This window comes from Halomonas litopenaei, assembly GCF_017303055.1.
Lineage (GTDB): Bacteria > Pseudomonadota > Gammaproteobacteria > Pseudomonadales > Halomonadaceae > Halomonas > Halomonas litopenaei_A.
The window spans coordinates 831,121-852,180 of the sequence record NZ_JAEKJT010000001.1 but is presented as its reverse complement, the minus strand read 5'-3'; the positions used below and the strand labels follow the sequence as shown (position 1 = coordinate 852,180).

The 21,060-nt window shown below is 60.5% G+C and carries 19 protein-coding genes; 9 read left to right on the top strand and 10 right to left on the bottom strand.

Annotated elements, in window-relative coordinates; all coding sequences use genetic code 11:
* Positions 1 to 11: 11 nt before the first annotated feature.
* Positions 12 to 824 carry an amidohydrolase gene (locus JF545_RS03650; protein WP_206938995.1) on the top strand — a complete coding sequence of 271 codons (813 nt, stop codon included), beginning with the start codon at positions 12 to 14 and terminating at the stop codon, positions 822 to 824.
* Positions 824 to 1,519, top strand: a complete 696-nt coding sequence (locus tag JF545_RS03645) for a pseudouridine synthase (RefSeq protein ID WP_206938990.1) — start codon at positions 824 to 826, stop codon at positions 1,517 to 1,519. Before JF545_RS03650 ends, JF545_RS03645 begins: the two co-directional genes overlap by 1 nt.
* A 24-nt stretch (positions 1,520 to 1,543) precedes the next feature.
* Here JF545_RS03645 and JF545_RS03640 read toward each other — a convergent pair whose 3' ends face one another.
* From JF545_RS03640 to gloB, 7 genes are all read right to left on the bottom strand, one after another.
* Positions 1,544 to 3,826: a sensor domain-containing diguanylate cyclase gene (locus JF545_RS03640; protein ID WP_206938984.1), complete on the bottom strand. Its 2,283-nt coding sequence runs from the start codon at positions 3,824 to 3,826 to the stop codon at positions 1,544 to 1,546.
* Between the two features lie 382 nt (positions 3,827 to 4,208).
* Positions 4,209 to 5,810, bottom strand: a complete 1,602-nt coding sequence (locus tag JF545_RS03635; RefSeq protein ID WP_206938976.1) for an ABC transporter ATP-binding protein — start codon at positions 5,808 to 5,810, stop codon at positions 4,209 to 4,211.
* On the bottom strand, positions 5,807 to 6,871 hold the full coding sequence (locus JF545_RS03630) for an ABC transporter permease (protein ID WP_431606254.1): 1,065 nt from the start codon (positions 6,869 to 6,871) through the stop codon (positions 5,807 to 5,809). Before JF545_RS03630 ends, JF545_RS03635 begins: the two co-directional genes overlap by 4 nt.
* A gap of 2 nt (positions 6,872 to 6,873) precedes the next feature.
* Entirely contained in the window at positions 6,874 to 7,947 is a 1,074-nt protein-coding gene (locus JF545_RS03625) for a microcin C ABC transporter permease YejB (RefSeq protein ID WP_206938974.1), read from the bottom strand.
* 144 nt (positions 7,948 to 8,091) lie between these two features.
* The gene (locus JF545_RS03620; RefSeq protein ID WP_206938972.1) at positions 8,092 to 9,918 is read right to left on the bottom strand and encodes an extracellular solute-binding protein; all 1,827 of its coding nucleotides are present in this window, start codon (positions 9,916 to 9,918) and stop codon (positions 8,092 to 8,094) included.
* A 45-nt stretch (positions 9,919 to 9,963) separates the two neighbouring features.
* Positions 9,964 to 11,172 carry a transglycosylase SLT domain-containing protein gene (locus JF545_RS03615; protein WP_206938970.1) on the bottom strand — a complete coding sequence of 403 codons (1,209 nt, stop codon included), beginning with the start codon at positions 11,170 to 11,172 and terminating at the stop codon, positions 9,964 to 9,966.
* A gap of 83 nt (positions 11,173 to 11,255) precedes the next feature.
* The gene (gene gloB, locus JF545_RS03610) at positions 11,256 to 12,038 is read right to left on the bottom strand and encodes a hydroxyacylglutathione hydrolase (RefSeq protein WP_206938963.1); all 783 of its coding nucleotides are present in this window, start codon (positions 12,036 to 12,038) and stop codon (positions 11,256 to 11,258) included.
* Positions 12,039 to 12,216: 178 nt separating this feature from the next.
* On the opposite strand from gloB, the gene JF545_RS03605 reads away from it, so the two are divergent.
* Genes JF545_RS03605 through nudC form a run of 4 tightly spaced genes read left to right on the top strand, consistent with a single transcriptional unit; the run spans position 12,217 to position 15,056 of the window.
* Positions 12,217 to 12,993, top strand: coding sequence for a class I SAM-dependent methyltransferase (locus JF545_RS03605; protein WP_224852104.1), 777 nt, complete (start codon positions 12,217 to 12,219; stop codon positions 12,991 to 12,993).
* Positions 12,994 to 12,999: 6 nt separating this feature from the next.
* Positions 13,000 to 13,461, top strand: coding sequence for a ribonuclease HI (gene rnhA, locus JF545_RS03600; RefSeq protein ID WP_206938954.1), 462 nt, complete (start codon positions 13,000 to 13,002; stop codon positions 13,459 to 13,461).
* Positions 13,462 to 13,500: 39 nt separating this feature from the next.
* Positions 13,501 to 14,277, top strand: a complete 777-nt coding sequence (gene dnaQ, locus JF545_RS03595) for a DNA polymerase III subunit epsilon (RefSeq protein WP_206938950.1) — start codon at positions 13,501 to 13,503, stop codon at positions 14,275 to 14,277.
* Positions 14,277 to 15,056 carry an NAD(+) diphosphatase gene (nudC, locus tag JF545_RS03590; RefSeq protein ID WP_206938948.1) on the top strand — a complete coding sequence of 260 codons (780 nt, stop codon included), beginning with the start codon at positions 14,277 to 14,279 and terminating at the stop codon, positions 15,054 to 15,056. Before dnaQ ends, nudC begins: the two co-directional genes overlap by 1 nt.
* A 175-nt stretch (positions 15,057 to 15,231) precedes the next feature.
* Here nudC and JF545_RS03585 read toward each other — a convergent pair whose 3' ends face one another.
* Positions 15,232 to 15,537: an SCP2 sterol-binding domain-containing protein gene (locus JF545_RS03585; protein WP_206938946.1), complete on the bottom strand. Its 306-nt coding sequence runs from the start codon at positions 15,535 to 15,537 to the stop codon at positions 15,232 to 15,234.
* A 156-nt stretch (positions 15,538 to 15,693) separates the two neighbouring features.
* Between JF545_RS03585 and sohB the strand changes: the two genes are divergently transcribed.
* Positions 15,694 to 16,719 carry a protease SohB gene (gene sohB, locus JF545_RS03580; RefSeq protein ID WP_206938944.1) on the top strand — a complete coding sequence of 342 codons (1,026 nt, stop codon included), beginning with the start codon at positions 15,694 to 15,696 and terminating at the stop codon, positions 16,717 to 16,719.
* A 151-nt stretch (positions 16,720 to 16,870) separates the two neighbouring features.
* Here sohB and JF545_RS03575 read toward each other — a convergent pair whose 3' ends face one another.
* The gene (locus JF545_RS03575) at positions 16,871 to 17,200 is read right to left on the bottom strand and encodes an ArsR/SmtB family transcription factor (RefSeq protein ID WP_206938942.1); all 330 of its coding nucleotides are present in this window, start codon (positions 17,198 to 17,200) and stop codon (positions 16,871 to 16,873) included.
* A 742-nt stretch (positions 17,201 to 17,942) separates the two neighbouring features.
* On the opposite strand from JF545_RS03575, the gene JF545_RS03570 reads away from it, so the two are divergent.
* Together JF545_RS03570 and JF545_RS03565 are read left to right on the top strand one after the other, a co-directional pair.
* Positions 17,943 to 18,629: a 7-cyano-7-deazaguanine/7-aminomethyl-7-deazaguanine transporter gene (locus JF545_RS03570; protein WP_206938933.1), complete on the top strand. Its 687-nt coding sequence runs from the start codon at positions 17,943 to 17,945 to the stop codon at positions 18,627 to 18,629.
* A gap of 125 nt (positions 18,630 to 18,754) precedes the next feature.
* A complete protein-coding gene (locus tag JF545_RS03565) occupies positions 18,755 to 19,531 on the top strand; it encodes an alpha/beta fold hydrolase (protein WP_206938931.1) in 777 nt (258 codons plus the stop codon).
* Positions 19,532 to 19,687: 156 nt separating this feature from the next.
* On the opposite strand, the gene JF545_RS03560 is transcribed toward JF545_RS03565, so the two are convergent.
* Positions 19,688 to 20,959, bottom strand: coding sequence for an ABC transporter substrate-binding protein (locus tag JF545_RS03560; RefSeq protein ID WP_206938929.1), 1,272 nt, complete (start codon positions 20,957 to 20,959; stop codon positions 19,688 to 19,690).
* Between the last annotated feature and the right edge of the window lie 101 nt (positions 20,960 to 21,060).

Here is a 21,060-nt window from a genome sequence, read left to right as displayed (position 1 = left end):
ACGAGATCACCATGTCACAGCTGCGTACCACTCTGGTTCAGTGCGACCTGCGCTGGGAAGACCCCTCCAGCAATTGCCGGATGCTCGAAGACACCTTGGCCGATCTGGGTGGCCGGGAAACCGACATGATTGTGCTTCCCGAGATGTTCGCCACCGGGTTTACCATGAATTCCCGCGACATGGCACAGCCCATGGCAACCAGCGAGGTGGTCCAGTGGCTGCGTGAACAGGCCAAGCAGCGTGACTGTGTGATGACCGGCAGCGTCGCAATAGTGGATGAAGGGCGTTATCTCAATCGCCTGATATGGGCGCAACCCGATGGTGGCCTGCACTGGTATGACAAGCGGCATCTGTTCCGTATGGCGGGCGAACATGAGCGCTATGACATGGGCCGTGAGCGGGTCATCGTTGAGCTCAACGGATTTCGTATCTTGCTGAGCGTCTGCTACGACCTGCGATTCCCGGTCTGGTTGCGGCAGCAGGCAACCCAAGGTGCACCTTTCGAATATGATGCCCTGCTGTGTGTGGCCAACTGGCCAGCACCGCGGCGTCACCCATGGCGCGTACTGCTGCAGGCGCGGGCGGTGGAAAACCTGGCTGCGGTGATCGGGGTCAATCGTGTGGGCGAGGACGCCAAGGGGTTAAGCTATGCCGGAGATTCGATGCTGATTGATGCCAAGGGAGATGCGCTGATCGATGAGCCCCGTGATCGAGCCTTCGTCCGGACCGGTGTGCTCGACAGGGAAGCGCTGTCGGCCTTTCGCGAGAAGTTCCCGGCATGGCAAGATGCCGACGATTTTACCCTTGACCATGAGACCTACTGATGCGCCTTGACCGTTTTCTCAGCGAAACCACCGATCTCACTCGCAGCCTTGCCAAGCGTGCGCTGATGCGCGAGGAGGTCACGGTGAACGGGGAAGTAGAGAAGAAGGCCGCGCGCCAGTTAGCGCAGGATGACAGCGTCAGTTGGCAAGGCCAGCCGCTGGCGCTAGTGGGGTTGCGCTACATCATGATGCACAAGCCTGTTGGCGTAGAGTGTACGGCCAGGAGAGGCCTGTACCCGCGAGCGGTGGACGCCATTGATCTACCCAAGGCAGAACGGCTCCAGCCGGTGGGGCGACTGGATGTTGACACCACCGGGCTATTGTTATTGAGTGATGACGGCCAGTGGTCCCACCGCATCACCTCCCCGCGTCACCGCAGTGGCAAGCGCTACCAGGTGACCTTGGCACGAGACCTGGAAGATCCCGAGCAAGCGATCGAGCAGTTTGCCGAAGGGGTGCTGCTGGATGGGGAGGAGCTTCCCACGCGTCCTGCCACTCTGGTATGCCATGGCCCGCGCCAGGTCGAACTGACCATTGTCGAAGGACGCTACCACCAGGTCCGCCGTATGTTCGCCGCGATCGGCAACCACGTCGAAGCGTTACATCGTCACGCTATTGGAGCACTGACGCTGGATCCTGAGCTCGCTCCGGGTGAATGGCGTGAGCTGACTGACGCGGAGCGAGCCCTGTTTTAAGGGCTGTTAAAGCTGGGAGCGCTCTCACTGAGGGGTGGCCAGAGTGATTCTGGCTCGCCCCGCGTTCTTCGCCTGGTACAGGGCCTTGTCGGCGAGTTCCAGTAGTTCATGGGGATCCTGGGTGGTGGCAGGAAAGCTGGCAATGCCACAGGAGACGGACACCGTGCCCAGGCTGTTTCCTTCATGACGGAAGCTGGCGCTGGCCAGTGCCTCACACATTCGGCGCATCCGGTGTTGAGCATCTTCCGCGGCCGCCCCGGGCAGCAGTACCACGAATTCTTCCCCGCCAAACCGGCACACCACGTCAATGTCACGGAAGCTGTTGGCGAGCATCCTGCCGACTCCTTCCAGCACGCTATCGCCCGCGGCATGGCCATGCTGGTCGTTAAACTTCTTGAAGTGGTCGATATCCAGGATAACCACCGCCAGCGGACTTTGCTTACGTAGTGATATGGCGCTCTCGTGGGCGAATAGCTCCTCGAAGTAGCGCCGGTTATTGAGCCCGGTCAGGTCATCCCGGTAGGACAGGGCCGACAGCTCCTCCTGCAAGGCGATGCTCGACAGCACCAGCGCCAGTCGGCTCACCCCAAGCTCGATAAAGTGATAGGTGCGATCCCAGTATTGTGGTCGACGCACGAGAGGGCCCTGGGGTATCACACAGATCACGCCGAGGCGACGGGGCTGTCGTCCCGGACCGGTGACATCCAGGGGAAAGGTCCAGCGTGGCAGCTCATCAACGGAGGTCCCGTTCACCGGCACGGTGCGTTCGCTGCGCATTTGCTGAAGCAGGTCCTCGAAGTCCGGCAGATCGTCGTCCCCACGTGCCTCCAGCGGTGGAATAGTCGAGCCATCCAGACACGCCGGAGGACAGTGGCTGGTGGGCCAGAATAGCTCGAGGTGCATGGTGTCGGGTTCGTCCTGGGGCCGATAGAAAGCCCCGCTCATGGGGGCAAGGATGTCCGGCATGGCCCGTTGGGTAAGGTCGAGCGCCTGCTCAAGGGACGTGCAGGCTTGCAGCGAGTCGATCAAGTTGGCAAGACGATGCGTCTTGCTGTGCTCGTTGGCGAGCAACCTGGCTCGCTGACGCTCACGCTCGGCGTAGGTCTCGAGCTGTCGGGTGCGTGCCGTGACCTCTTGCTCCAGCTGGTTGTTGAGGTGCTCCAGCTTGCGCTGCGAGCGTGCGTAGTGGCGTGCCGCGATGACCACCATGGCGAAAATGAAGGCCAGTGCACCAAGGTGCACAGGAACGCTCACCCAGGACACAAAACCGTGGGCCACGACCATATCGATAACGGTGACCATGCTGAAGATGGCATAGCTGGCGACGATCAGGCGCTGGTTGCCATCGAAGGTCCTGCGGTACCTGAACAGCCAGCGTGACATGTAGGCGAGGGCGGCCAGCAGGAGGATATCGAAGACCGGAAACGTGGTGGGCAGGGTGACGATGTCCAGCATGGCCAGTGCGGGTGCTCCGGCTGCATAGCCGACGAGACACAGCCACAGTCGGCGAAGGCCCCTGCGCGGGATCTGCGGGAACCAGTGCTCCAGGATCAGCGCCATGGCGATTGGCAACGAGAAGTAGGCCAAGGCGGCCACATAATCCCACGCCAGCGGCGCAAATAGCAGCAACTGGCTGGCATCACTTTCCGCCAGCACCATGGAGCCCGCCGCCAGCGAGAATAGCCCGATACTGCCAAGGCGCCAGCGCTCGGGTTGCGTCAGGATCAGGATCAGCGCGAGCAGAGCAAGGATCAGACAGCTGAGGGCGATGATGATCTCCCCACGTGTCTCCGACAGGATGGTAGGGAGAACATCGGCCCTCTCCATCACCACCACCTTGCCCCACAGGCCGATATCCTTGTAGGTCGACTTGATTCTGAGATACAGCATCTTGTCAGCGACGGGAGTCGGCAGGTCGATGACGTGCCAGGTCCAGCCGGCGAATTCCCCGGCGGCTCCGCCCTCCAGTGAGCCATGGCGATAGATCTGCAAGCCGTCGACGTAGGCTTCCCCCACCAGGTTCAAGCTCGAGATAAACAGGACCGGCTGATGCCAGGCACCGTCAGGTAACTGATGGCGAATCCAGAGGCTGTTGTTGTGGCCGCGCCCCGGCGGATTACCGACACCCGACAGGGGCTGCCAGGAGGTGTCAGCTTCATCTAGCCAGACGAGGCGTCCGCTGCTGTCTCGAGGAGAGTCGCCCCAACGGTATTCCCATTGGCTATTGAGCGCCAACGCGTCGCTGAGTGCCTGCCCACTGGCGAGCCACCCGACGGCGAAGAGGAGAACAAGACAAAGGCGGCGCATGGCAGGACCTGTAACGGCTGATCCGGCCAGTATAGAACGAGGTATCCTCTGGTTCACTTGATGAGGCTGACATTCCCATTAACGCTTTTTTACGCTTCTAGCTTTTTATACCGTTATCTTGTTTCGTGGCAGCAAACGTAACGGAGCTTTTCCGTTCAAGCGTTGGCAAGTCGACCGTTACAGCAAGCGATGATGCTGCGGTCTATCCCAGGATGGAGCAGGGCACTCCGCTATCACCGTTGAACGGCACCCGTGGGGTGGTACGGCGACATCATGGCAAGCGAGTGCCGGCCGTCATTGTCGCTCGTTACTGACGCTCGTAGCTGACGCTCGTTACCGTCCGTTACTGACGTTCGTTACCGTCGGCCGTTCCTGACGCTCGTTACTTGGGGTCGTAACCCGTTGAGAGTCCGGCGGCGTCCACCAGGGCACGAGTATAGGCACTGCTCGGGCGGGAGAGAATGTCGGCACAAGGGCCTTCTTCGACCACCTTTCCCTCCTTCAGTACCATGACGCGATGCGCCATGGCTCGCACTACTGCCAGGTCATGACTGATGAACAGGTAGCTCAAGCCATGTCGCTCCTGAAGTTGTCGCAACAGATCAATCAATTGCTTCTGAACGGTTCGGTCCAGCGCCGACGTGGGTTCATCCAGCACGATGAGACGAGGCTCAAGGATGATGGCTCTGGCCACGGCGATGCGCTGGCGCTGGCCTCCCGAGAATTCATGGGGGTAACGTCGCGCTACGTCTTGTGGCAGTTCGACCTCCCGTAGCGTTCGGCGAACCCGCTCGGCAACTTCTGTCGGGGAAAGCTCGGGGTGATGGTAGCGCAGCCCCTCACTGACGATGTCGGCCACCGGCATGCGGGGTGACAGGGAACCATAGGGGTCCTGAAACACCATCTGCAGCTGGCGACGCTGCTTGCGCAGGGCGTTGCCGCTCAGCTGATCAAGCCGCTGGTCATCGAACTGGATGGACCCGCTACTGCGGGTAAGCCTTAGCAGGGCGCTCGCCAGAGTGGTCTTGCCCGAACCCGACTCGCCAACGATGCCCAGGGTTTCACCCTCGGCAATTTCGAGGTCCAGCGGCGCTACCGCCTGAAATCCTGGCCGCGCCCGTTGCAGCAGCCGCCGCGGGCGCTCGAAGGTAACGCTGAGCCCTTTTGCACGCATCAGCAGGCTGGCATCTGCTGCGGTGGGGGCAGGCTGTCCCGCGGGCTCTGCCTCCAGCAGTTCTCTTGCATGTTGGCTACGGGGAGCGCTGAAGACCTCGTCGACATCGCCGGTTTCCTGGGCCACGCCTCGGTGCATGACACAGACGCGATCGGCGTGGCGTTTCACCAGATTCAAGTCATGGGTAATGAACAGCATGCCCATGCCATGGCGATCGCGAAGCTCAGCCAACAGTGTAAGGACATCCTGCTGCACGGTGACATCCAGCGCCGTGGTAGGCTCATCGGCAATCAACAGCTGTGGCTCGTTGGCGATGGCCATGGCGATCATCACCCGTTGGCGCTGCCCCCCGGAGAGTTGATGGGGCCAGGCGTCGAGTAGCTCTTCCGCACGGGGCAGCTGTACCTGTTCGAGTAGTTGATGACAGCGAGCACGTGCCGCACGTCCCTTGATGCCCTGGTGCAATCTCAAGGTTTCGGCCAGCTGGCGACCAATCGTGTGCAGCGGATTGAGTGACGTCATCGGCTCCTGAAAGACGAAGCCGACTCTGTTGCCAAGCAGGCCTTGCCATTGCGCCCGTGTAAGCCTGCTGAGATCGGTCTGCTCGAGGAAGCGGCCCCCAGAGACGCTGGCATTGTCGGAGAGCAGATTGAAGGCGCCGAGTGCGCTGACCGACTTGCCCGAGCCAGACTCCCCGACCAGCGCCAGGGTTTCCCCGCGCCTGACCTCCAGGGACAGCTCATTGACGACATTATGTCCGTCGAAGTCGATGCTGAGGCGATCTAGGGTCAGTAGCGTATCGCTGCTCATGTCTCGCTTCCTTGGGCTGTTCCGCTGCTTGTCGAGGAGGGCACGTGGCGGGGATCGAAGGCATCACGGATGCCCTCACCGATAAACACCAGCAATGACAGCATGATGGCGAGCGTCAGAAAGGCGGTAATGCCAAGCCAGGGAGCCTGGAGATTGTTCTTACCTTGCGCGACCAGCTCGCCCAGGGAAGGGGAGCCCGGTGGTAAGCCAAAGCCCAGGAAATCCAGTGCTGTCAGGGTGGTGATGGCACCGGTGAACAGGAACGGGATGAAGGTCAGGGTGGCGACCATGGCATTGGGCAGGACATGTCGCCACATGATCAGATGCGACGGTAGCCCCATGGCCTTTGCGGCCCGGACATATTCGAGATTGCGCGCACGCAGGAATTCCGCTCGCACGATGTCCACCAGGCCGAGCCACGAGAACAGCAGCATGATCCCCAGCAGCCACCACAGGTTCGGTTCGACCAGGCTCGCCAGGATGATCAACAGGAACAGCACGGGCAGCCCGGACCAGATTTCGGTCAGGCGCTGGCCTACCAGGTCGACCTTGCCTCCAAAGTAGCCCTGGACCCCGCCTGCCAGCACCCCCAGCACCAGGGAGCCCAGGGTCAGCACCAGGGCAAAGATGACCGACAGGCGGAAGCCATAGATGACGCGAGCCAGCACGTCCCGCCCCTGGTCATCGGTGCCTAGCCAGTGGCGGGCATCGGGCGGCGAGGGGGCAGGGTGGGTCAGCGCCATATCCAGGGTGTCATAGGAGTAGGGGATGGGGGCCCACAGGATCCAGCCGTCCGCCTCGATGGCGTCCAGGGTAAACGCATCGCGATAGTCGGCGGGGGTAGGCAGGAAGCCACCAAAGGCGGTGTCGGGGTAATCCACGGCCAGCGGGAAATACCATTCCTGCTGGTACTTCACCAGCAACGGCTTGTCATTGGCTACCAGCTCCGCGCCAAGGCTCAGGACGAACAGTAGTCCAAAGACCCACAGCGACCACCAGGCGCGGCGCTGGTGACGAAATACGCTGAGTCGGCGTCGGGTGATGGGGGATAGCGTCGGCACGGTCAGGACTCCCGAGTGTCGAAGTCGATGCGAGGGTCCACCCAGACATAGGTCAGGTCGGACACCAGCTTTAACAGGAGGCCTATCAGGGTATACAGATACAAGGTGCCGAAGATGACTGGGTAGTCACGTTGCATCACGGCCTCGAAGCCGAGCAGCCCCAGGCCGTTCAAGGAAAAGATCACCTCGATCAGCAGCGAGCCGGTGAAGAAGATGCCAATCAGGGCGGCAGGCATGCCGGCGATGATGATCAGCATGGCGTTACGAAAGACGTGACCGTACAGCACCCTGCGGTCACCGGCGCCCTTGGCTCTGGCCGTCAGCACGTACTGGCGATGAATCTCATCAAGAAAGCTGTTCTTGGTGAGCATGGTCAGGGTAGCAAAGCTGCCGATGGCCGAGGCGCTGACCGGCAGGATAATGTGCCAGAGATAGTCCTTTACTTTGCCCCAGGTTCCCAGCTCCGCGAAATCCGGTGAGGTCAGCCCACGCAGCGGGAAGACATCGAAGTAGCTGCCACCCGCGAACAGCACGATCAACAGGATGGCGAACAGGAACCCCGGAATGGCATATCCCACGATGACCAGCCCCGATGTCCAGACATCGAAGGCGGAGCCGTGTTTTAGCGCCTTGCGCACCCCCAGGGGGATGGAAATGAGATAGACCAGCAGCGTCGTCCACAGACCGAGCGATATCGACACCGGCAGACGCTCCAGCATCAGTGTGGTGACCGCTTCACCGCGGAAGAAGCTCTCGCCGAAGTCGAAGGTGGCGTAGTCCACCATCATGTCGAAGAAGCGCTCATGGGCGGGCTTGTCGAAGCCGAACTGCTGTTCGAGTTGAGCAATGAACTGCTCGGGCACCCCGCGGCTACCGCGTGACTCACCGCTGGTGAGCGTCTCGCCACCTCCGCCTTGCAGACGTGTGCTGGCCTCGCTGGAGAAGCCCTCGAAACGGGCCAGAATTTGATCGATGGGGCCGCCGGGGGCGGCCTGAACGATCATGAAATTGAGCAGCATGATCCCCAGCAGGGTGGGAATCATCAACAACAGTCGGCGCAGTATGTAGGCACCCACGGCACTTCCTTGCAGAACAGGTTCTCGTCATGCTGCCACGGTGATGCGTTGAGCGTCACTCAGCAACTCGCCCGAATCAACGTCGGCGCCCCCTTTATGCCGCCTTCATGCTGGACTTCCAGCGGACGGTATCTCGCCAGCCCTTCAGCGGCTGCGTTGGCGGGCCTCGACGGCCTCTTCGCGCTCGCCATCGACCCACCAGGCGCTGAGATCGAGCGTGTACTCGGGAAAGGGCTCCTGCCAGGCGAACTTGTCCCACAGCGCGATACGGTGTGCGGCCAGGTGAAACTGCGGAACCACATAGAACCCCCAGCGCAACACGCGGTCGAGGGCATGCGCGGCCGTATCCAGTGCCTCGCGCGATTCCGCGGCGATAAGACGATCCAGGAGGGCATCGATGACCGGATCCTTCAATCCGATGAGGTTGCGACTCTGGGGACGGTCTGCGTACTCGCTTCCCCAGAACTCGCGCTGTTCATTGCCGGGACTCAGGGACTGTGGATAGCTGCCCACCACCATGTCGAAATCGAAGTTGCGTAGGCGGTTGAGGTACTGATTGACATCCACCGTGCGAATATTGCCCTGGATGCCCAGCCTTGCAAGATTGCGCAGCAACGGCTGAGCAATGCGCTCGAACTGGGTGCTGTAGAGCAGGATTTCGATGTTGAGCGGTTCCCCGGTCTGCGCATTGACCATCGTGCCATCTCGGGCTTCGAAGCCGGCTTCGGTCAACAGCTGAAGGGCATGAGCGAGACGTGGGCGTAAGGCCTCGGGTTGCTCCATGGGCAATGGCTGGGTGAAGACCCGCTCGGGTAGCTGGTCACGAAAGGGCTCCAGCAAGGCAAGCTCCTGGGCGGAAGGCAGGCCACTGGCTTCCATCTCGGAATTCTCGAAGTAGCTGTCGGTGCGCTCGTATGCCCCATAGAACAGATTCTGATTCAGCCATGGAAAGTCGAAGCCCATGGTGATGGCCTCGCGTACGCGCACGTCCTGAAACTTGTCCTTGCGCAGATTCATCACGTAGGCCTGCATGCCCGCTGGCTGGCCATCGTGCACCTGCAGCTGTTTGACAAACCCTTCCTTGAGCGCAGGAAACTCGTAGGCGGTCGCCCAGTTGCTGGCGGAGTTCTCCAGTCGAAAGTCGAGGTTGCCTGCCTTAAAGGCTTCCAGCGCCACCGTCTGGTCGCGATAGTAGTCAAACACCAGTCGCTGGATATTGTGGCGGCCCACGTTGACCGGAACCTGCCACCCCCAGTAGTCATCGACCCGCTCGTAGACGATTCGGCGGCCAGGATCTACCTCGGCGATACGATAGGGCCCCGATCCCAGCAAGGCGTCGCGGGTGACGGCCTCGAAATCACGGTCTTGCCAGAAGTGCTCAGGCAGGATCGGCATCTGCCCCAGGATCAGCGGCAGCTCTCGGCTCTCGCTGTCGCCAAGTTCAAAGCGGATGGTATCGCGATCAACCGCGGTCACGCTGGTAACGTCGCTGTAGTAGGCGCGATAGAACGGCTGTCCCTGGGTGGTCAGCGTCTGGAAGCTGAAGACAACATCGTCGGCATCAACCGGTTCACCGTCATGAAAACGCGCTTCCGGGCGCAAGTCGAATTCGACCCAGCGCCGATCCGGATCGAGCCTGATGCCTTCGGCCAGCAGCCCATACATGGTGAAAGGTTCACCCGGATTCGACTCCAGCAGGGTGTCATAGATCTGGGTAAGCCCAGAGGCGGGAGTGCCGCGCACGATAAAGGGATTGGTCGAGTCGAAGCTGCCCTGGGCAGCACGAACCAGGCTGCCTCCATGAGGAGCATCGGGGTTGGCATGGGGCAGGTGGTCAAAGTCAGCCGGCAGCGCCGGCTCACCGAACAGAGGTAGGGCATGCACCGTGGGAACGGTAGACACGTCTGCGGCCGCACAATGTCCGGCCAGCAGCACGCTCGCGAGGCTCACGCCAATCGCCACCTGTCGCATCGCGCTGAAATCCTTGTCCTGAGGGACGCCAGAATGGCGTCCGCTTTATCTTCCGGAAAGTGTCAGTTGCTGGCCCGGTTGTAAAGCCTGCGGATTATCGATGCCATTCCATTGGGCAAGATCACGAGGTGACACAGAGTAGAGCATGGCGATGCGCGTGAGGGTCTCGCCGCTCTCGACCACATGAGTGTCTGCCGGGTCTGCGCTGGCCACCTGAACATCGTTGATGTTGGTGAGGGCGCTGCGCAGGGTCGCTGCGCTCTCGGCAGGGACCAGAATTTGACGGGTGTGGCGAGGATTGACGTTGCGTGACTTCAGCCCAGGGTTCAGCTCGGCCAGCTCGCTGGTGGTCACGCCGGCGAGGGCGGCGGCCTTGCTGAGCGAGATGGGAGCTGTCACCGAGACCTTGGCGAAGGCCGCGGAGCCGCTGATGTCAGGTAACGTCACGCCGTAGCGCTCGGGGTTATCGATGATACGAGAAATCGCAATCAGCTTGGGAACGTAGGCCATCGTTTCGGCGGGAAGATTGAGGTCCCAGTAGTCTCCGGCCAGGCCTCTTGCCTGCGCGGCGCGGCGGGCATTGTTGACCGTACCAGCGCCAGCGTTGTAGGCAGCCAGAGACAGCATCAGATCGCCTTCGTACCACTGATCGGCCTGCATCTCGATGTAGTCCAGGGCGGCGCGAGTCGATGCCACGACGTCGTTGCGGCCATCCCAGGCACCGTTGCGCTTCAGCCCCAGCGCGTCGCCGGTACGCGGCATGATTTGCCACAGTCCAGCGGCGCCAAAGTGGCTGCGTGCCTTGGGGTCAAAGGAGCTTTCCACGAACGGGATCAAGGCGATCTCGCCGGGGAGACCGCGGGATTCCACCTGTTGGGTGATCCAGGCTAGCCACGGACGGGCGCGTTCGGTGATCTCAGCAACGTTGTGGGGACTTTTCTGGTAGTAGTCGATCCACTCCTGCACACGCGCATTGACGGCCACATCGTTCCACTGAAAATCTCCGCGCAGGCTGGTCCAGGCATCCTGCGGTTCCAGTTCCAGCGCGTCCCAGAAGTGGGTGGTCAAATGCTGGTGCGCCGCAGCGCCGCCCTGGGCGGCCGCAGTGCTGCCGGGGCTGCTGTTATAGGGCAGTGCTCCACCGGGTGGGAGCGGTGAGGCTTGCGAGGTGTAGGCACCGGCCATCAACGAGCCAAGGAGCGCCAGACTACTGGCAGCACCAAGAAGTCGTCTACGGGTCGTGTGAAATGTCATGCGTAAGAGTTCTCCCGGTTCATGAAAGGGTTCACGAACCTGTCATGGGGCGATGTACATGGAACGCCTAGTTGATGGCGACCTTAGAAGTCATCCTTCCAGGCTCTCAACGTGGCAAAGGTGGCGTCCGTGCTGTCGGTCGACCCATGAGCTGATGCAGCGCGCTTGACATCCTCATCATCGCAACGAAGGAAAGGATTGATACGTCGCTCACGTTCCATCGTTGTTGGCAGCGTGGGTCGGTCCAGTTCACGTGCTTTCTGACAGTCGGTCAGGGCACGGGCAACCTCGGGGTTGCCTGGATTGGCCGCCTGCGCAAAGGCAAGGTTGGCCAGGGTATATTCGTGAGCCGAGAATACCAGGGTTTCGGCTGGTAGCGTATTCAGCCGCTCGAGGGAGCGCAGCATCTGTTCGGGGGATCCTTCGAACAATCTGCCACAGCCACCGCTGAACAAGGTGTCTCCACAAAACAGTAGAGAGGGGATGCCAGCGGTGAAGAAAGCGATGTGGTCGAGGGTGTGCCCCGGAACCGCCATCACCTCGAACAGGCGCCCCATCACGCGTAGTTCATCACCATCACCGACGATCTCGGTAATGCCCTCGACCGTGGGAGCGTCCGAGTCTGATGCTCTGGGTCCGACCACGCGCGGTGAGTAGCGCTCGACCAGTTCGGCGATGCCGCCCGTATGGTCGTGATGGTGATGGGTCACCAGGATGCATCCCAGCGTCAGGTTTTCCCGTTCGAGCAGCTGAATGACGGGCTCGGCGTCGCCTGGATCGACCACGCAGACCTCTTGACTCGAATCCTGGCGCAGTAGCCAGATATAGTTGTCGCTAAAGGCAGGAATCGGTGTCACGCTTAGCATGGTCGTCAGGTTCCTTCGAAAGCCGCAGAGTCGATAGCCACTGGATTTAATGCCGCAGGCGCACACGTCTAGTTAGCTTGCAGGCGCTCTGCTAGTGGCGACAGGCGGCAGCTGATGTCTTCAGTAAACTTCGCTTTTCGCCCTGCAAAATCAGACACTTTGGAGGCACGAGTCCACTATGTCAAATGCGTCGGAGCCGATGGAGCTCGCGCGCCTGATACGGCACGCTCGACGCTACTGGTCCAGTGACAGTGGTCAAGCTGTCCGCCGTTGCGAGAGGGCCTGTCTGGGTCCTCTGGCGGAGCGCTGGTGCGGCCAGCATGGCCTCGAGCTATCTCTGGCCGAACCTTTGGTCGACATGACCGCCGTACGTCACTGGATACGATGGTCTCCGACCAGGGAGTTGGCGGAAAGTTCCAGCACGCTGGTATGCCTGCCCGAGCGCCTCCCGCTACCCGATGGGGCGGTTGATCTAGTAGTGCTCAATCATCTGCTTGAGGTCGTGGCCCATCCTCATCAATTGCTGCAGGAGGCCGTGCGTGTGTTGGCGCCGCAGGGCAGGCTGGTGCTGCTCGGGTGGTCTCCCTTGTCGGTGTCCGGGCTGATGAGGCTCAGCCCACGGCAGCGACGCCATCTGCCAGGTCAGGGACACTGGCGAACACCGGGTACGCTCAGGGACTGGCTGGAGTTTGTCGATGTCGAGATCGACCGGTTAGACTACTGCCGCTTTCGTCTGCCGGGGTTGTCCGGGCGCAACACCATGCTGGAAACCCTGGGTCGGCGCTATAACCTGCCGATGGGCGACTGCTACATCATTCAGGCGCGCTGTCGCTCTCAGTTGGCGTGCACACAAGGACGGCGGCCGCTGTTTGGCCTGCAGGTCGGTGGTGCTCACCTGGGTACCACCTGTCTGGAGCCTAGCGTCCGACAACATCAGAAGCAGAAAAAAGGGTGAAATGCGTTGACCACACCGGACTCACTCCCTGTCGTCACTATTTATACGGACGGAGGGTGTCGAGGTAACCCAGGGCCAGGAGGGTGGGGCGCGCTGCTCGAGAGTGGCGACCATCGCAAGGAGCTCAAGGGCGCCGAGCATGACACCACCAATAATCGAATGGAGCTGACCGCCGCGATACGCGCCCTCGGCGTGTTGAAGCGGGAATGCCGAGTCGCGCTGTGGACAGACTCAGAATACCTGCGCAAGGGCATTACCGAGTGGATTCACGGGTGGATCAAGCGTGGCTGGAAGACAGCTGCCAAGCAACCGGTCAAGAATGCTGATCTCTGGCGCGAGCTCTACGCCCAGACCCAGCGTCATCAGATCGAGTGGCACTGGGTCAAGGGGCACAGCGGCCACCCAGGCAATGAAGCTGCCGACAGGCTGGTCAACGAAGCCATCGACGACTTGTTGAGCGGCGCCTGACCCCGCAGGCGCTGGCGTTACCACATTCAGGAAATCCCCATGCGACAGATAGTGCTGGATACTGAGACCACCGGTATCGAGACCCGCGATGGTCACCGAATGATTGAGATCGGTGCGGTGGAGATGATCAATCGTCGCCTCACCGGTAACACCTATCATCAGTACATCAATCCAGAACGTGATATCGATGCTGAAGCCATCGGGATTCACGGTATCACCAATGAGCGAGTCGCCAACGAGCCGGTCTTCGCCGACGTGGCAGCCGAGTTCTGGGACTTCATACGGGGGGCTGAACTGGTTATCCATAACGCACCCTTCGACGTGGGCTTCATCGATCATGAATTCTCGCTGCTGAAGGCGACTCGGCCCGATCTCTATCCTGGTCCGGTCAGGCAGCATTGCGGCGTGCTGGATACCCTTACGATGGCGCGGGAGCTGCATCCCGGCCAACGCAACAGCCTGGATGCGCTGTGCAAGCGCTATGACATCGACAACGGTCACCGGGTGCTTCACGGCGCCTTGCTTGACGCTGAGATTCTGGCCGACGTCTATCTAGCAATGACGGGCGGCCAGACCGCGCTGACGCTGGATGCCGGAGATGACAAGGATCAGCAGGCGGCAGTTCCGGGTGAGTTGTCAGTGCGCCGCTTGTCACTGGATGCAGGGCGGTTGACGGTGATTCGTCCCGATGAGGATGAGCAGCAGGCGCACCTGGCGAAGCTCGACGCCGTGAGGTCCAAGGCGGGCCAGTGTCATTGGGACCACTTGGCACCGGAGTATGCTGGCCTAGGTCAGCCCAAGGAGGAGAGTCACTGATGCTACGTCGGGAGCTGCCGCAGGGAATAGCGCGCGGCCGAGTGATCAGGCTGTCGGAAGGGCGCATCGCCCCTGGCGTCGACGATACGCCGCTGGGGCTGATTCAGGACTGGGACGACCAGGTGCAACCCCTTTGCTGGTGGAACGACGACCCGATTGGGCTGCGTCTGGAATCCGAGCCAGGGGATGACTGGATCGACGGTCGTGGATGGTTGGCTCAGTTACCCGAGTCATGGTTCGCCCTCGTGTCGACCGCGCTTCAGGTGGGGGCCTGGATGGCCAACCACCGCTACTGTGGGCGTTGCGGCCAGGCCGCCACGCGGCTCGAGCACGAATTTGCGATGCACTGCTACCATTGCGGTCATCGCAACTACCCTCGTATTTCACCGTGCATCATTACCCTGGTAACCCATGGCGAGTCGCTGCTGCTGGCTCGCAGCCCCAGGTTTCCCCCTGGGCGGTATTCCACTCTGGCGGGATTCATCGAGCCCGGCGAATCTGCCGAGCAGGCTGTGCATCGTGAAGTGCATGAAGAGGTCGGTATCTCGTTGGGACGGTTACGCTACATTCGCAGTCAGGCGTGGCCATTTCCTCATTCTCTGATGCTTGGCTATCTGGTGGAAGCCTCGACCCGAAGAATCCGGATTGATGGCCATGAAATCGAAGATGCCGCCTGGTTTACACCGCGCACACTACCCCAGCTTCCCCCTCTCTATTCGATTTCCCGCGAACTGATAGAGCTGCACCTGGCTGAGGTGCGCGACGGCCGGGGTGGCTAGGGCCTAAGCCGCTTGGCGGATGAGCTCGTTGAGGGGTGAACAGCTTGAGAAATGAGCGGCTTGAGAAATGAACGGCTTTAGGGATGAGCTGTGTGAGCGCCGGTTAGTCGAGGTCGGCGTCGAAGAATGACAGTCGCGCGGAGCGGCCAGCAGCTTGTCTGCTGGCCGCGGGCTATCAGTTCGGGAACAGGTCGGTAAGCCGTGTCGCCAGCATGATGTTGCCGGTTGCCTTAAGTTTACCGGTCATGAATGCCGTCATGCCGTTGATGTTGCCTTGCATGATTCCCTTGAGCGTCTCACTGCTCATGCTCAGGCTGACAGAAGGGTCGTCATGCTCGCCTTGCTGGATATCCAGCGCGCCATCATCGATGACCACGTAGTAGTCTTCGACATCGCTGAAATGGAACTGGAAGACTTCGTTCATGCCCTTGGCAGCATCCGGGTTGAAGCGAGAGCGCAGGGACTCGAGGGTGGTTGACATGTTGCATCCTGGGTCTGGGAATCTGTATGGAAGCGTATTTCAAACGGATGTTTTAATCAAGGTCGAGATTGTCGTTGCCGAGCATGCTGGTGGTTGTAAAGCATGATTCTGCCTGTTCGGTCTCGTCTCACGTCATGAGCGTCGCAGGAGGATGTCATGGAAGAGTGGTTGGGTGAATTGGTGACGTTTTTTGTTCAGTTGCTGCTGGTCGCGCTGGTTGTCATGGGAGCGATTGCGCTTGGATCACGCGGCCAGAAGAGCGAAGGGCGAGAGCAGCTGCAGATTGTCGACTTGGGCCAGCGCCAGCGCCGGCTGCGGGCGAGGCTTGTTCAGGCCATGTCGCCCAAGCGTCGCCGGGGGCTCTGGCCCTTCAAGACGTCATCGGACGAGACAAAAGAGGCAGGCCAGGGTGACGATAGCAGGCCTACTGCCTGGGTCCTGGACTTTCACGGTAATCTCAAGGCCAGTGGGGTCGACCGCCTGGCCAGGGAGGTCTCACTGCTGATCGATACTGCCCGTGAGGGGGACGATGTCATCATTCGTATCGAGAGCCCAGGCGGAGTGGTCCATGCCTACGGGCAAGCTGCTGCAGAGCTGGACAGGCTCAATGCTGCGGGGCTCAATACCACGGCATGTGTCGACAAGGTGGCTGCCAGCGGCGGGTATCTGATGGCGTGCAACGCCAAGCGCATCATCGTGGCACCCTTCGCCGTCGTCGGTTCCATTGGTGTCGTGGCACAGGTTCCTAACGTCCATCGACTGTTGAAGCGCCACGATATTGACGTCGAGCTGTTTACCGCGGGTCGCTACAAAAGAACGGTGACGGTGTTAGGCGAAAATACCGATGAGGGACGAGACAAACTTCAGCAGGACCTCGAGAATATTCACGAGAGGTTCAAGTCCTATGTGGCTGAGCGTCGTACCCATGTGGATATTGAAGCCGTATCCACCGGCGAGGTCTGGTATGGCGAGGAAGCCGTGGCGAAGGGGCTGGCAGATGGCGTGTCGACCAGCGAAGCGTATCTCGCTCAGGTGATGTCCGAACGTCGGGTCTTCAGCGTCAAGCTGTCGTCAGTGCCGACGCTAGCTCAGCGGCTAGGCTTTTCCTCTTCTGCTGTGGTGGACAAGGCCCTTGATAGAGTAGAAGAGCGCCTGGACGCATCCCGCTGGGAGCATCGTTAAAGGGTATTGCTGGAAGGGGGGCGAGTAACACCCGCCTGCACAAGGCTTGAGTTTTCGCCACGCTCTGCGTGACAGTGTTGGTCCTCAAGCCTTGTAGCGATACTCAAGGCGGTTGGCATCCTGCCTTTTGGCCGTCTCGATGTGACGGCCATCAATCGTCATTGGCGGCGTTCATCTTGACGATCGCGGCGATCATGATGCTCGCACTTTCACCATTGAGTGAGTAGTAGATGGTCTGAGAGGAGCGCCGCGTAGTGACCAGTTCCGCGCGCCTTAAAATGGCCAGATGTTGCGATAGGGCGGATTGGCTTAGGCTAAGTCGTTGATTAAGCTCCGTGACGGAGAGTTCGTGTCCTTCCAGCAGGCAGAGAATTCGTAACCGGTTGTCGTTGGCAATCGCCTTGAGCAGGCCACTGGCCCTATCGACCACGGCGTCTCCTCCCTCAAGCAGACGACCGGCAACACGTTGTTGGCTGTTCATCAGCACTCTCCACTGCAATGGTGACTGATCATATCGACACCCGGCGCTGGCTTGCGGTCCAGCAGGTTCTGGACGGGTGGGGCGTTGCAAGAGGTTGCAGTGTTTCGCATAAATGTCTTGTCACCCTGATTAAGTGAGCGCGGATGATCAGCGTTGCCATCCCGCTCCCGCTTGGGGCTGCAACACAAGCCCATAGACGTTTTCGCTGTATGCCTGGGGTGCTCTGAACCTAGGTTGCTTCAGGCCTGGGTTGCTCCAGGCTTATGTCGCTCCAGGACGGCTCGCCTTTCAGTGCGTCAGTGATTAAGAAACTCCTCAATTATAGCGCATTGTAGGAGTAAACGCGTCTTAAACGCTTGTTTGTGACCGCTACAGCAGAATTAGCAAATTATTGTCTCGTTAAGTAACCATAGCCTTCGTGTTGTTACCGATATTGACTAAAGAGAATCGATTCGCAACGGGCGCTAACAGACGCTGTCTCATCGTCGTGTGGTGGGGGCGCAGGCGGCCTCCAGGCTGGCTGCCGCGTGGCATGCATGGCATGGCCATGGCGATGTGCGTATAATCCTGCACCCGGCATAAGAGCGCGCGGCAGGCACTTTTGGGGTGTTTGCGTCTCGGGTCTACCTCGGTTTCCCCGAGCAGGGCCTACGTTTGCTGCCTCTCAACACCCTCATGCGCGACGTCTGTCGTCATGACTCGATCACCAGGGTTCCCTCACCCCTTACCAAAAAGGTTCGCTATGTTGACGCTTACGACCGATCAGCGCCGTCGATTGCTGGCACTTATGGTGGCTTTTCATATTGCCGTCATTGCCGCCAGCAACTACCTCGTGCAGTTGCCCTTCACGGTATTTGGCTTGCATACCACCTGGGGCGCCTTCAGTTTTCCCTTCATCTTTCTCGCCACGGACCTGACGGTAAGGCTGTTCGGTAAGGAGCCCGCTCGGGCGATCATCTTGCGGGTCATGCTGCCAGCCCTGGTGATCTCCTACCTGGTGTCGGTGATTTTTCCCAAGGGAAGCTATGTGGGCATGGCTGCCTTCGATGAGGTCAATCTCTTTGTCGCGCGTATTGCACTTGCCAGTTTTATGGCATATCTGCTCGGCCAGCTGCTGGACGTGCAGGTGTTTGACCGCTTACGGCGCTTGGGCGCCTGGTGGGTAGCCCCAGCGGCTTCCACGCTGCTCGGTAATCTTGTCGATACGCTGGCGTTTTTTGCCATTGCTTTCCATGCAGGGCCTGACCCCTTCATGGCTTTGCACTGGCCGGAAATTGCGGCAGTGGACTACGCCATCAAGCTGGCCATCAGTCTGGCGTTCTTCCTGCCCCTTTACGGGGTGTTGCTCAAGACGCTGACCCAGCGCCTGGTCGTCGCCACGGGCAGTGCCGACCGCTGGCCGGAGCGCGCAGCAGATCGGCGTGGCTAGCAGTACGGCTAAGTCAGCCTTGCGGCGCTGGTGCGACGGGGTAAGCTTTGTGCTTACCCCATTTCTTTCCCCCATCGTGGGTGGGGGCCTGATCCTAGAATTGCGCAAGAGAAGGAGTTGCAGACATGGCGGTTGCCCTTGAAGTAGCTGACAGCGGTGGGCCGGGAGTGCCCCTGGTGATTGTGCATGGCCTGCTAGGTAGCGCCGACAACTGGCGCTCCCACGTCAAGCACTGGTCGCAACAGCGCCGTGTCATCGCGGTCGATCTTCGCAACCATGGGCGCTCTCCCCACGCAGACGGCATGAGTTACGAGGACATGGCAGAGGACCTGGCCGACGTCATCACGGGATCAGGGGCCGACAAGGTCCACCTGTTGGGGCATTCCATGGGTGGCAAGGTGGTCATGTCTCTTGCTCGCCTGTATCCGGATCTTGTCGCGTCCCTGATGGTGGCCGATATTGCGCCGGTAGCCTACGAGCACCGACATGACAGTGTGTTCGCGGCGCTACGTGCGGTGGAGGCGTCTGCCCCCAAGGACCGCCGAGAAGCTGATGAGCTGATGGCCGAGCATGTGAAGGACAAGCCAACCCGCATGTTCCTGGCGACCAACCTCGTTCGGGGGGAAGGCAATGTACTTTGCCTAAGGGTCAATCTGGATGCCATCGAGGGAAGTTACGAAGACATCATGGCCGAACCCGCCGGTCAGGGTCCCATTCGAGTGCCTTCCATCGTCATTCGCGGTAGTCGCTCGGACTATGTGGCTGACGCCAGGTTGGCGGCGGTTCGTGAAGTGCTGCCGGAGGCTTCGCTGGAAACCCTTGACGCCGGACATTGGCTGCATACCGAGAAGGCAAAGGAGTTCCAGCAGTGCATCGATCGCTTTCTTGAACCATTAGCCTAGCCAGTCTGATAGCAACAGGTGCCGCGATAACGGCCAACGCCAGGCGGATAAAAGGCACTCGGTCATTTCGTGGCCCTTGCGACCGGGCTTGGGGCTCGTGGGTTTAGGCTCTGGGCTCTGGGCTCTGGGCTCTGGGCTCTGGGCTTAGACCCAGGGTCAGCCTGGGTCGCGGCCAAGGCGAGACACTGGAGTTATCTCCTTCACTATGCCTTGATCGTGCAGGTAGCGTTCCACGCGTCGATAGCGACCGTGATCCATGGCGGCCGGGCGGAGACTGAGTCGGCGCCTGATGTCGGGCCACGCGGCGGCATTTGCTGCGCTGTCCATGGTCGGTTGCTGTTGAACCATGATGTCCCACGCCTCGGTGGGATGTTCGATGATCCAGCGAGTGGCTTCCTCAATCGAGTCAATGAAGCTACGAATGGCATCCTGCTGTGACTGATAGTGTTCCTGGTTGGCCACCAGGATGAGCCCATCGTGAATTGGTATGCCCAAGGACGCTGCCGACATGACTCGCGTCGCCACTCCCAGGTCACCCAATTCGCGTGGTAGCGAGATGCCGTGGCCGCCAACGACCGCATCAACCCAGTTTTCGCTCATGGCGCGAATGATGCTGAAATGCACGTCCTTCGCTTCCACATGTGACAGGTTCAATCCCTCCTGCTGCAGAATGGCTCTAAGCAGGACATCCTTGTCGGATTGCTGGGCGTAGCCGACCCGATGATCGATTAATGACAGCGCTGAGGCGGCGTTGATGTCGTCACGCACGACGAGCGCCGCGAGGGGAAGCTCCACCAGCGTAGCGACCCTCATGATCGGACGCCCGTCATCGACGGCGGCATGCAGGCTGAGTTGATCTGTCAGGGCAAGATCTGCCTGTGAGGCAGCGACCAGCTTGGCCGCCACGTCCGGATCTGCCGGCGTCTTGAGATGAACGTCAAGTCCGCGGCGCCGGAACAGTCCCTTGTGTTGCGCCACGAGCAGTGCGGCGTGCTGCGGACCCGGGGTCCATTCGAGAATGACGTTGAGAGTGGTCACGGGCGGGGGAGCGATGGGGTCTGCCGGGGCCGCGGTGATCGATGGCGCGATGGCCCGTGACGGCGTATCCACGCTTGGTCCTGTGGGCAGGCCTTCATAGGCTGCTGCGGGATCATGTCGCTCGGCACCGGGCGCACTGTTGTTGGCGTGTTCGGCAGCGGGCGGGGTATCCGTGGGGTCGTCCTGAGCGCTGGCGGTGCTCTCGTCGAGCTGTTCTTCCTGCTGCTCTTGCTGCTGCGCTTCCTGCTCCCCAGCATCGTTTTCAGCCTGCGGCTGGGTCGCCGTGGCGGCCTCGCTGCTGTCGACTGCGACGGCAGCATCGGTTGAGCCCTCCTCGTCTGCAGCCGGACAGGAAGCGCTAATAAAGCCCAGTGTCAAAGCAGTGGCCATGAGCCAGCCTAGACGATGGCGCCAGGGCATTGACTTCGCCATCAAGTGTCTCCCGTGGATCAGGCGTTCGTACCAGCGGGCTAGTGTATACAACGGTAATT

Bases quoted from the DNA above. Each gene is read 5' to 3' on its own strand.
- JF545_RS03565 (WP_206938931.1), top strand. From the start codon at position 18,755: ATGGCGGTTGCCCTTGAAGTAGCTGACAGCGGTGGGCCGGGAGTGCCC.
- JF545_RS03640 (WP_206938984.1), bottom strand. From the start codon at position 3,826: ATGCGCCGCCTTTGTCTTGTTCTCCTCTTCGCCGTCGGGTGGCTCGCC.
- dnaQ (WP_206938950.1), top strand. From the start codon at position 13,501: ATGCGACAGATAGTGCTGGATACTGAGACCACCGGTATCGAGACCCGC.
- JF545_RS03645 (WP_206938990.1), top strand. From the start codon at position 824: ATGCGCCTTGACCGTTTTCTCAGCGAAACCACCGATCTCACTCGCAGC.
- JF545_RS03570 (WP_206938933.1), top strand. From the start codon at position 17,943: ATGTTGACGCTTACGACCGATCAGCGCCGTCGATTGCTGGCACTTATG.
- JF545_RS03560 (WP_206938929.1), bottom strand. From the start codon at position 20,959: ATGGCCACTGCTTTGACACTGGGCTTTATTAGCGCTTCCTGTCCGGCT.
- sohB (WP_206938944.1), top strand. From the start codon at position 15,694: ATGGAAGAGTGGTTGGGTGAATTGGTGACGTTTTTTGTTCAGTTGCTG.
- JF545_RS03650 (WP_206938995.1), top strand. From the start codon at position 12: ATGTCACAGCTGCGTACCACTCTGGTTCAGTGCGACCTGCGCTGGGAA.
- JF545_RS03575 (WP_206938942.1), bottom strand. From the start codon at position 17,200: ATGAACAGCCAACAACGTGTTGCCGGTCGTCTGCTTGAGGGAGGAGAC.
- JF545_RS03635 (WP_206938976.1), bottom strand. From the start codon at position 5,810: ATGAGCAGCGATACGCTACTGACCCTAGATCGCCTCAGCATCGACTTC.
- JF545_RS03605 (WP_224852104.1), top strand. From the start codon at position 12,217: ATGTCAAATGCGTCGGAGCCGATGGAGCTCGCGCGCCTGATACGGCAC.
- JF545_RS03615 (WP_206938970.1), bottom strand. From the start codon at position 11,172: ATGACATTTCACACGACCCGTAGACGACTTCTTGGTGCTGCCAGTAGT.
- gloB (WP_206938963.1), bottom strand. From the start codon at position 12,038: ATGCTAAGCGTGACACCGATTCCTGCCTTTAGCGACAACTATATCTGG.
- JF545_RS03585 (WP_206938946.1), bottom strand. From the start codon at position 15,537: ATGTCAACCACCCTCGAGTCCCTGCGCTCTCGCTTCAACCCGGATGCT.
- JF545_RS03620 (WP_206938972.1), bottom strand. From the start codon at position 9,918: ATGCGACAGGTGGCGATTGGCGTGAGCCTCGCGAGCGTGCTGCTGGCC.
- nudC (WP_206938948.1), top strand. From the start codon at position 14,277: ATGCTACGTCGGGAGCTGCCGCAGGGAATAGCGCGCGGCCGAGTGATC.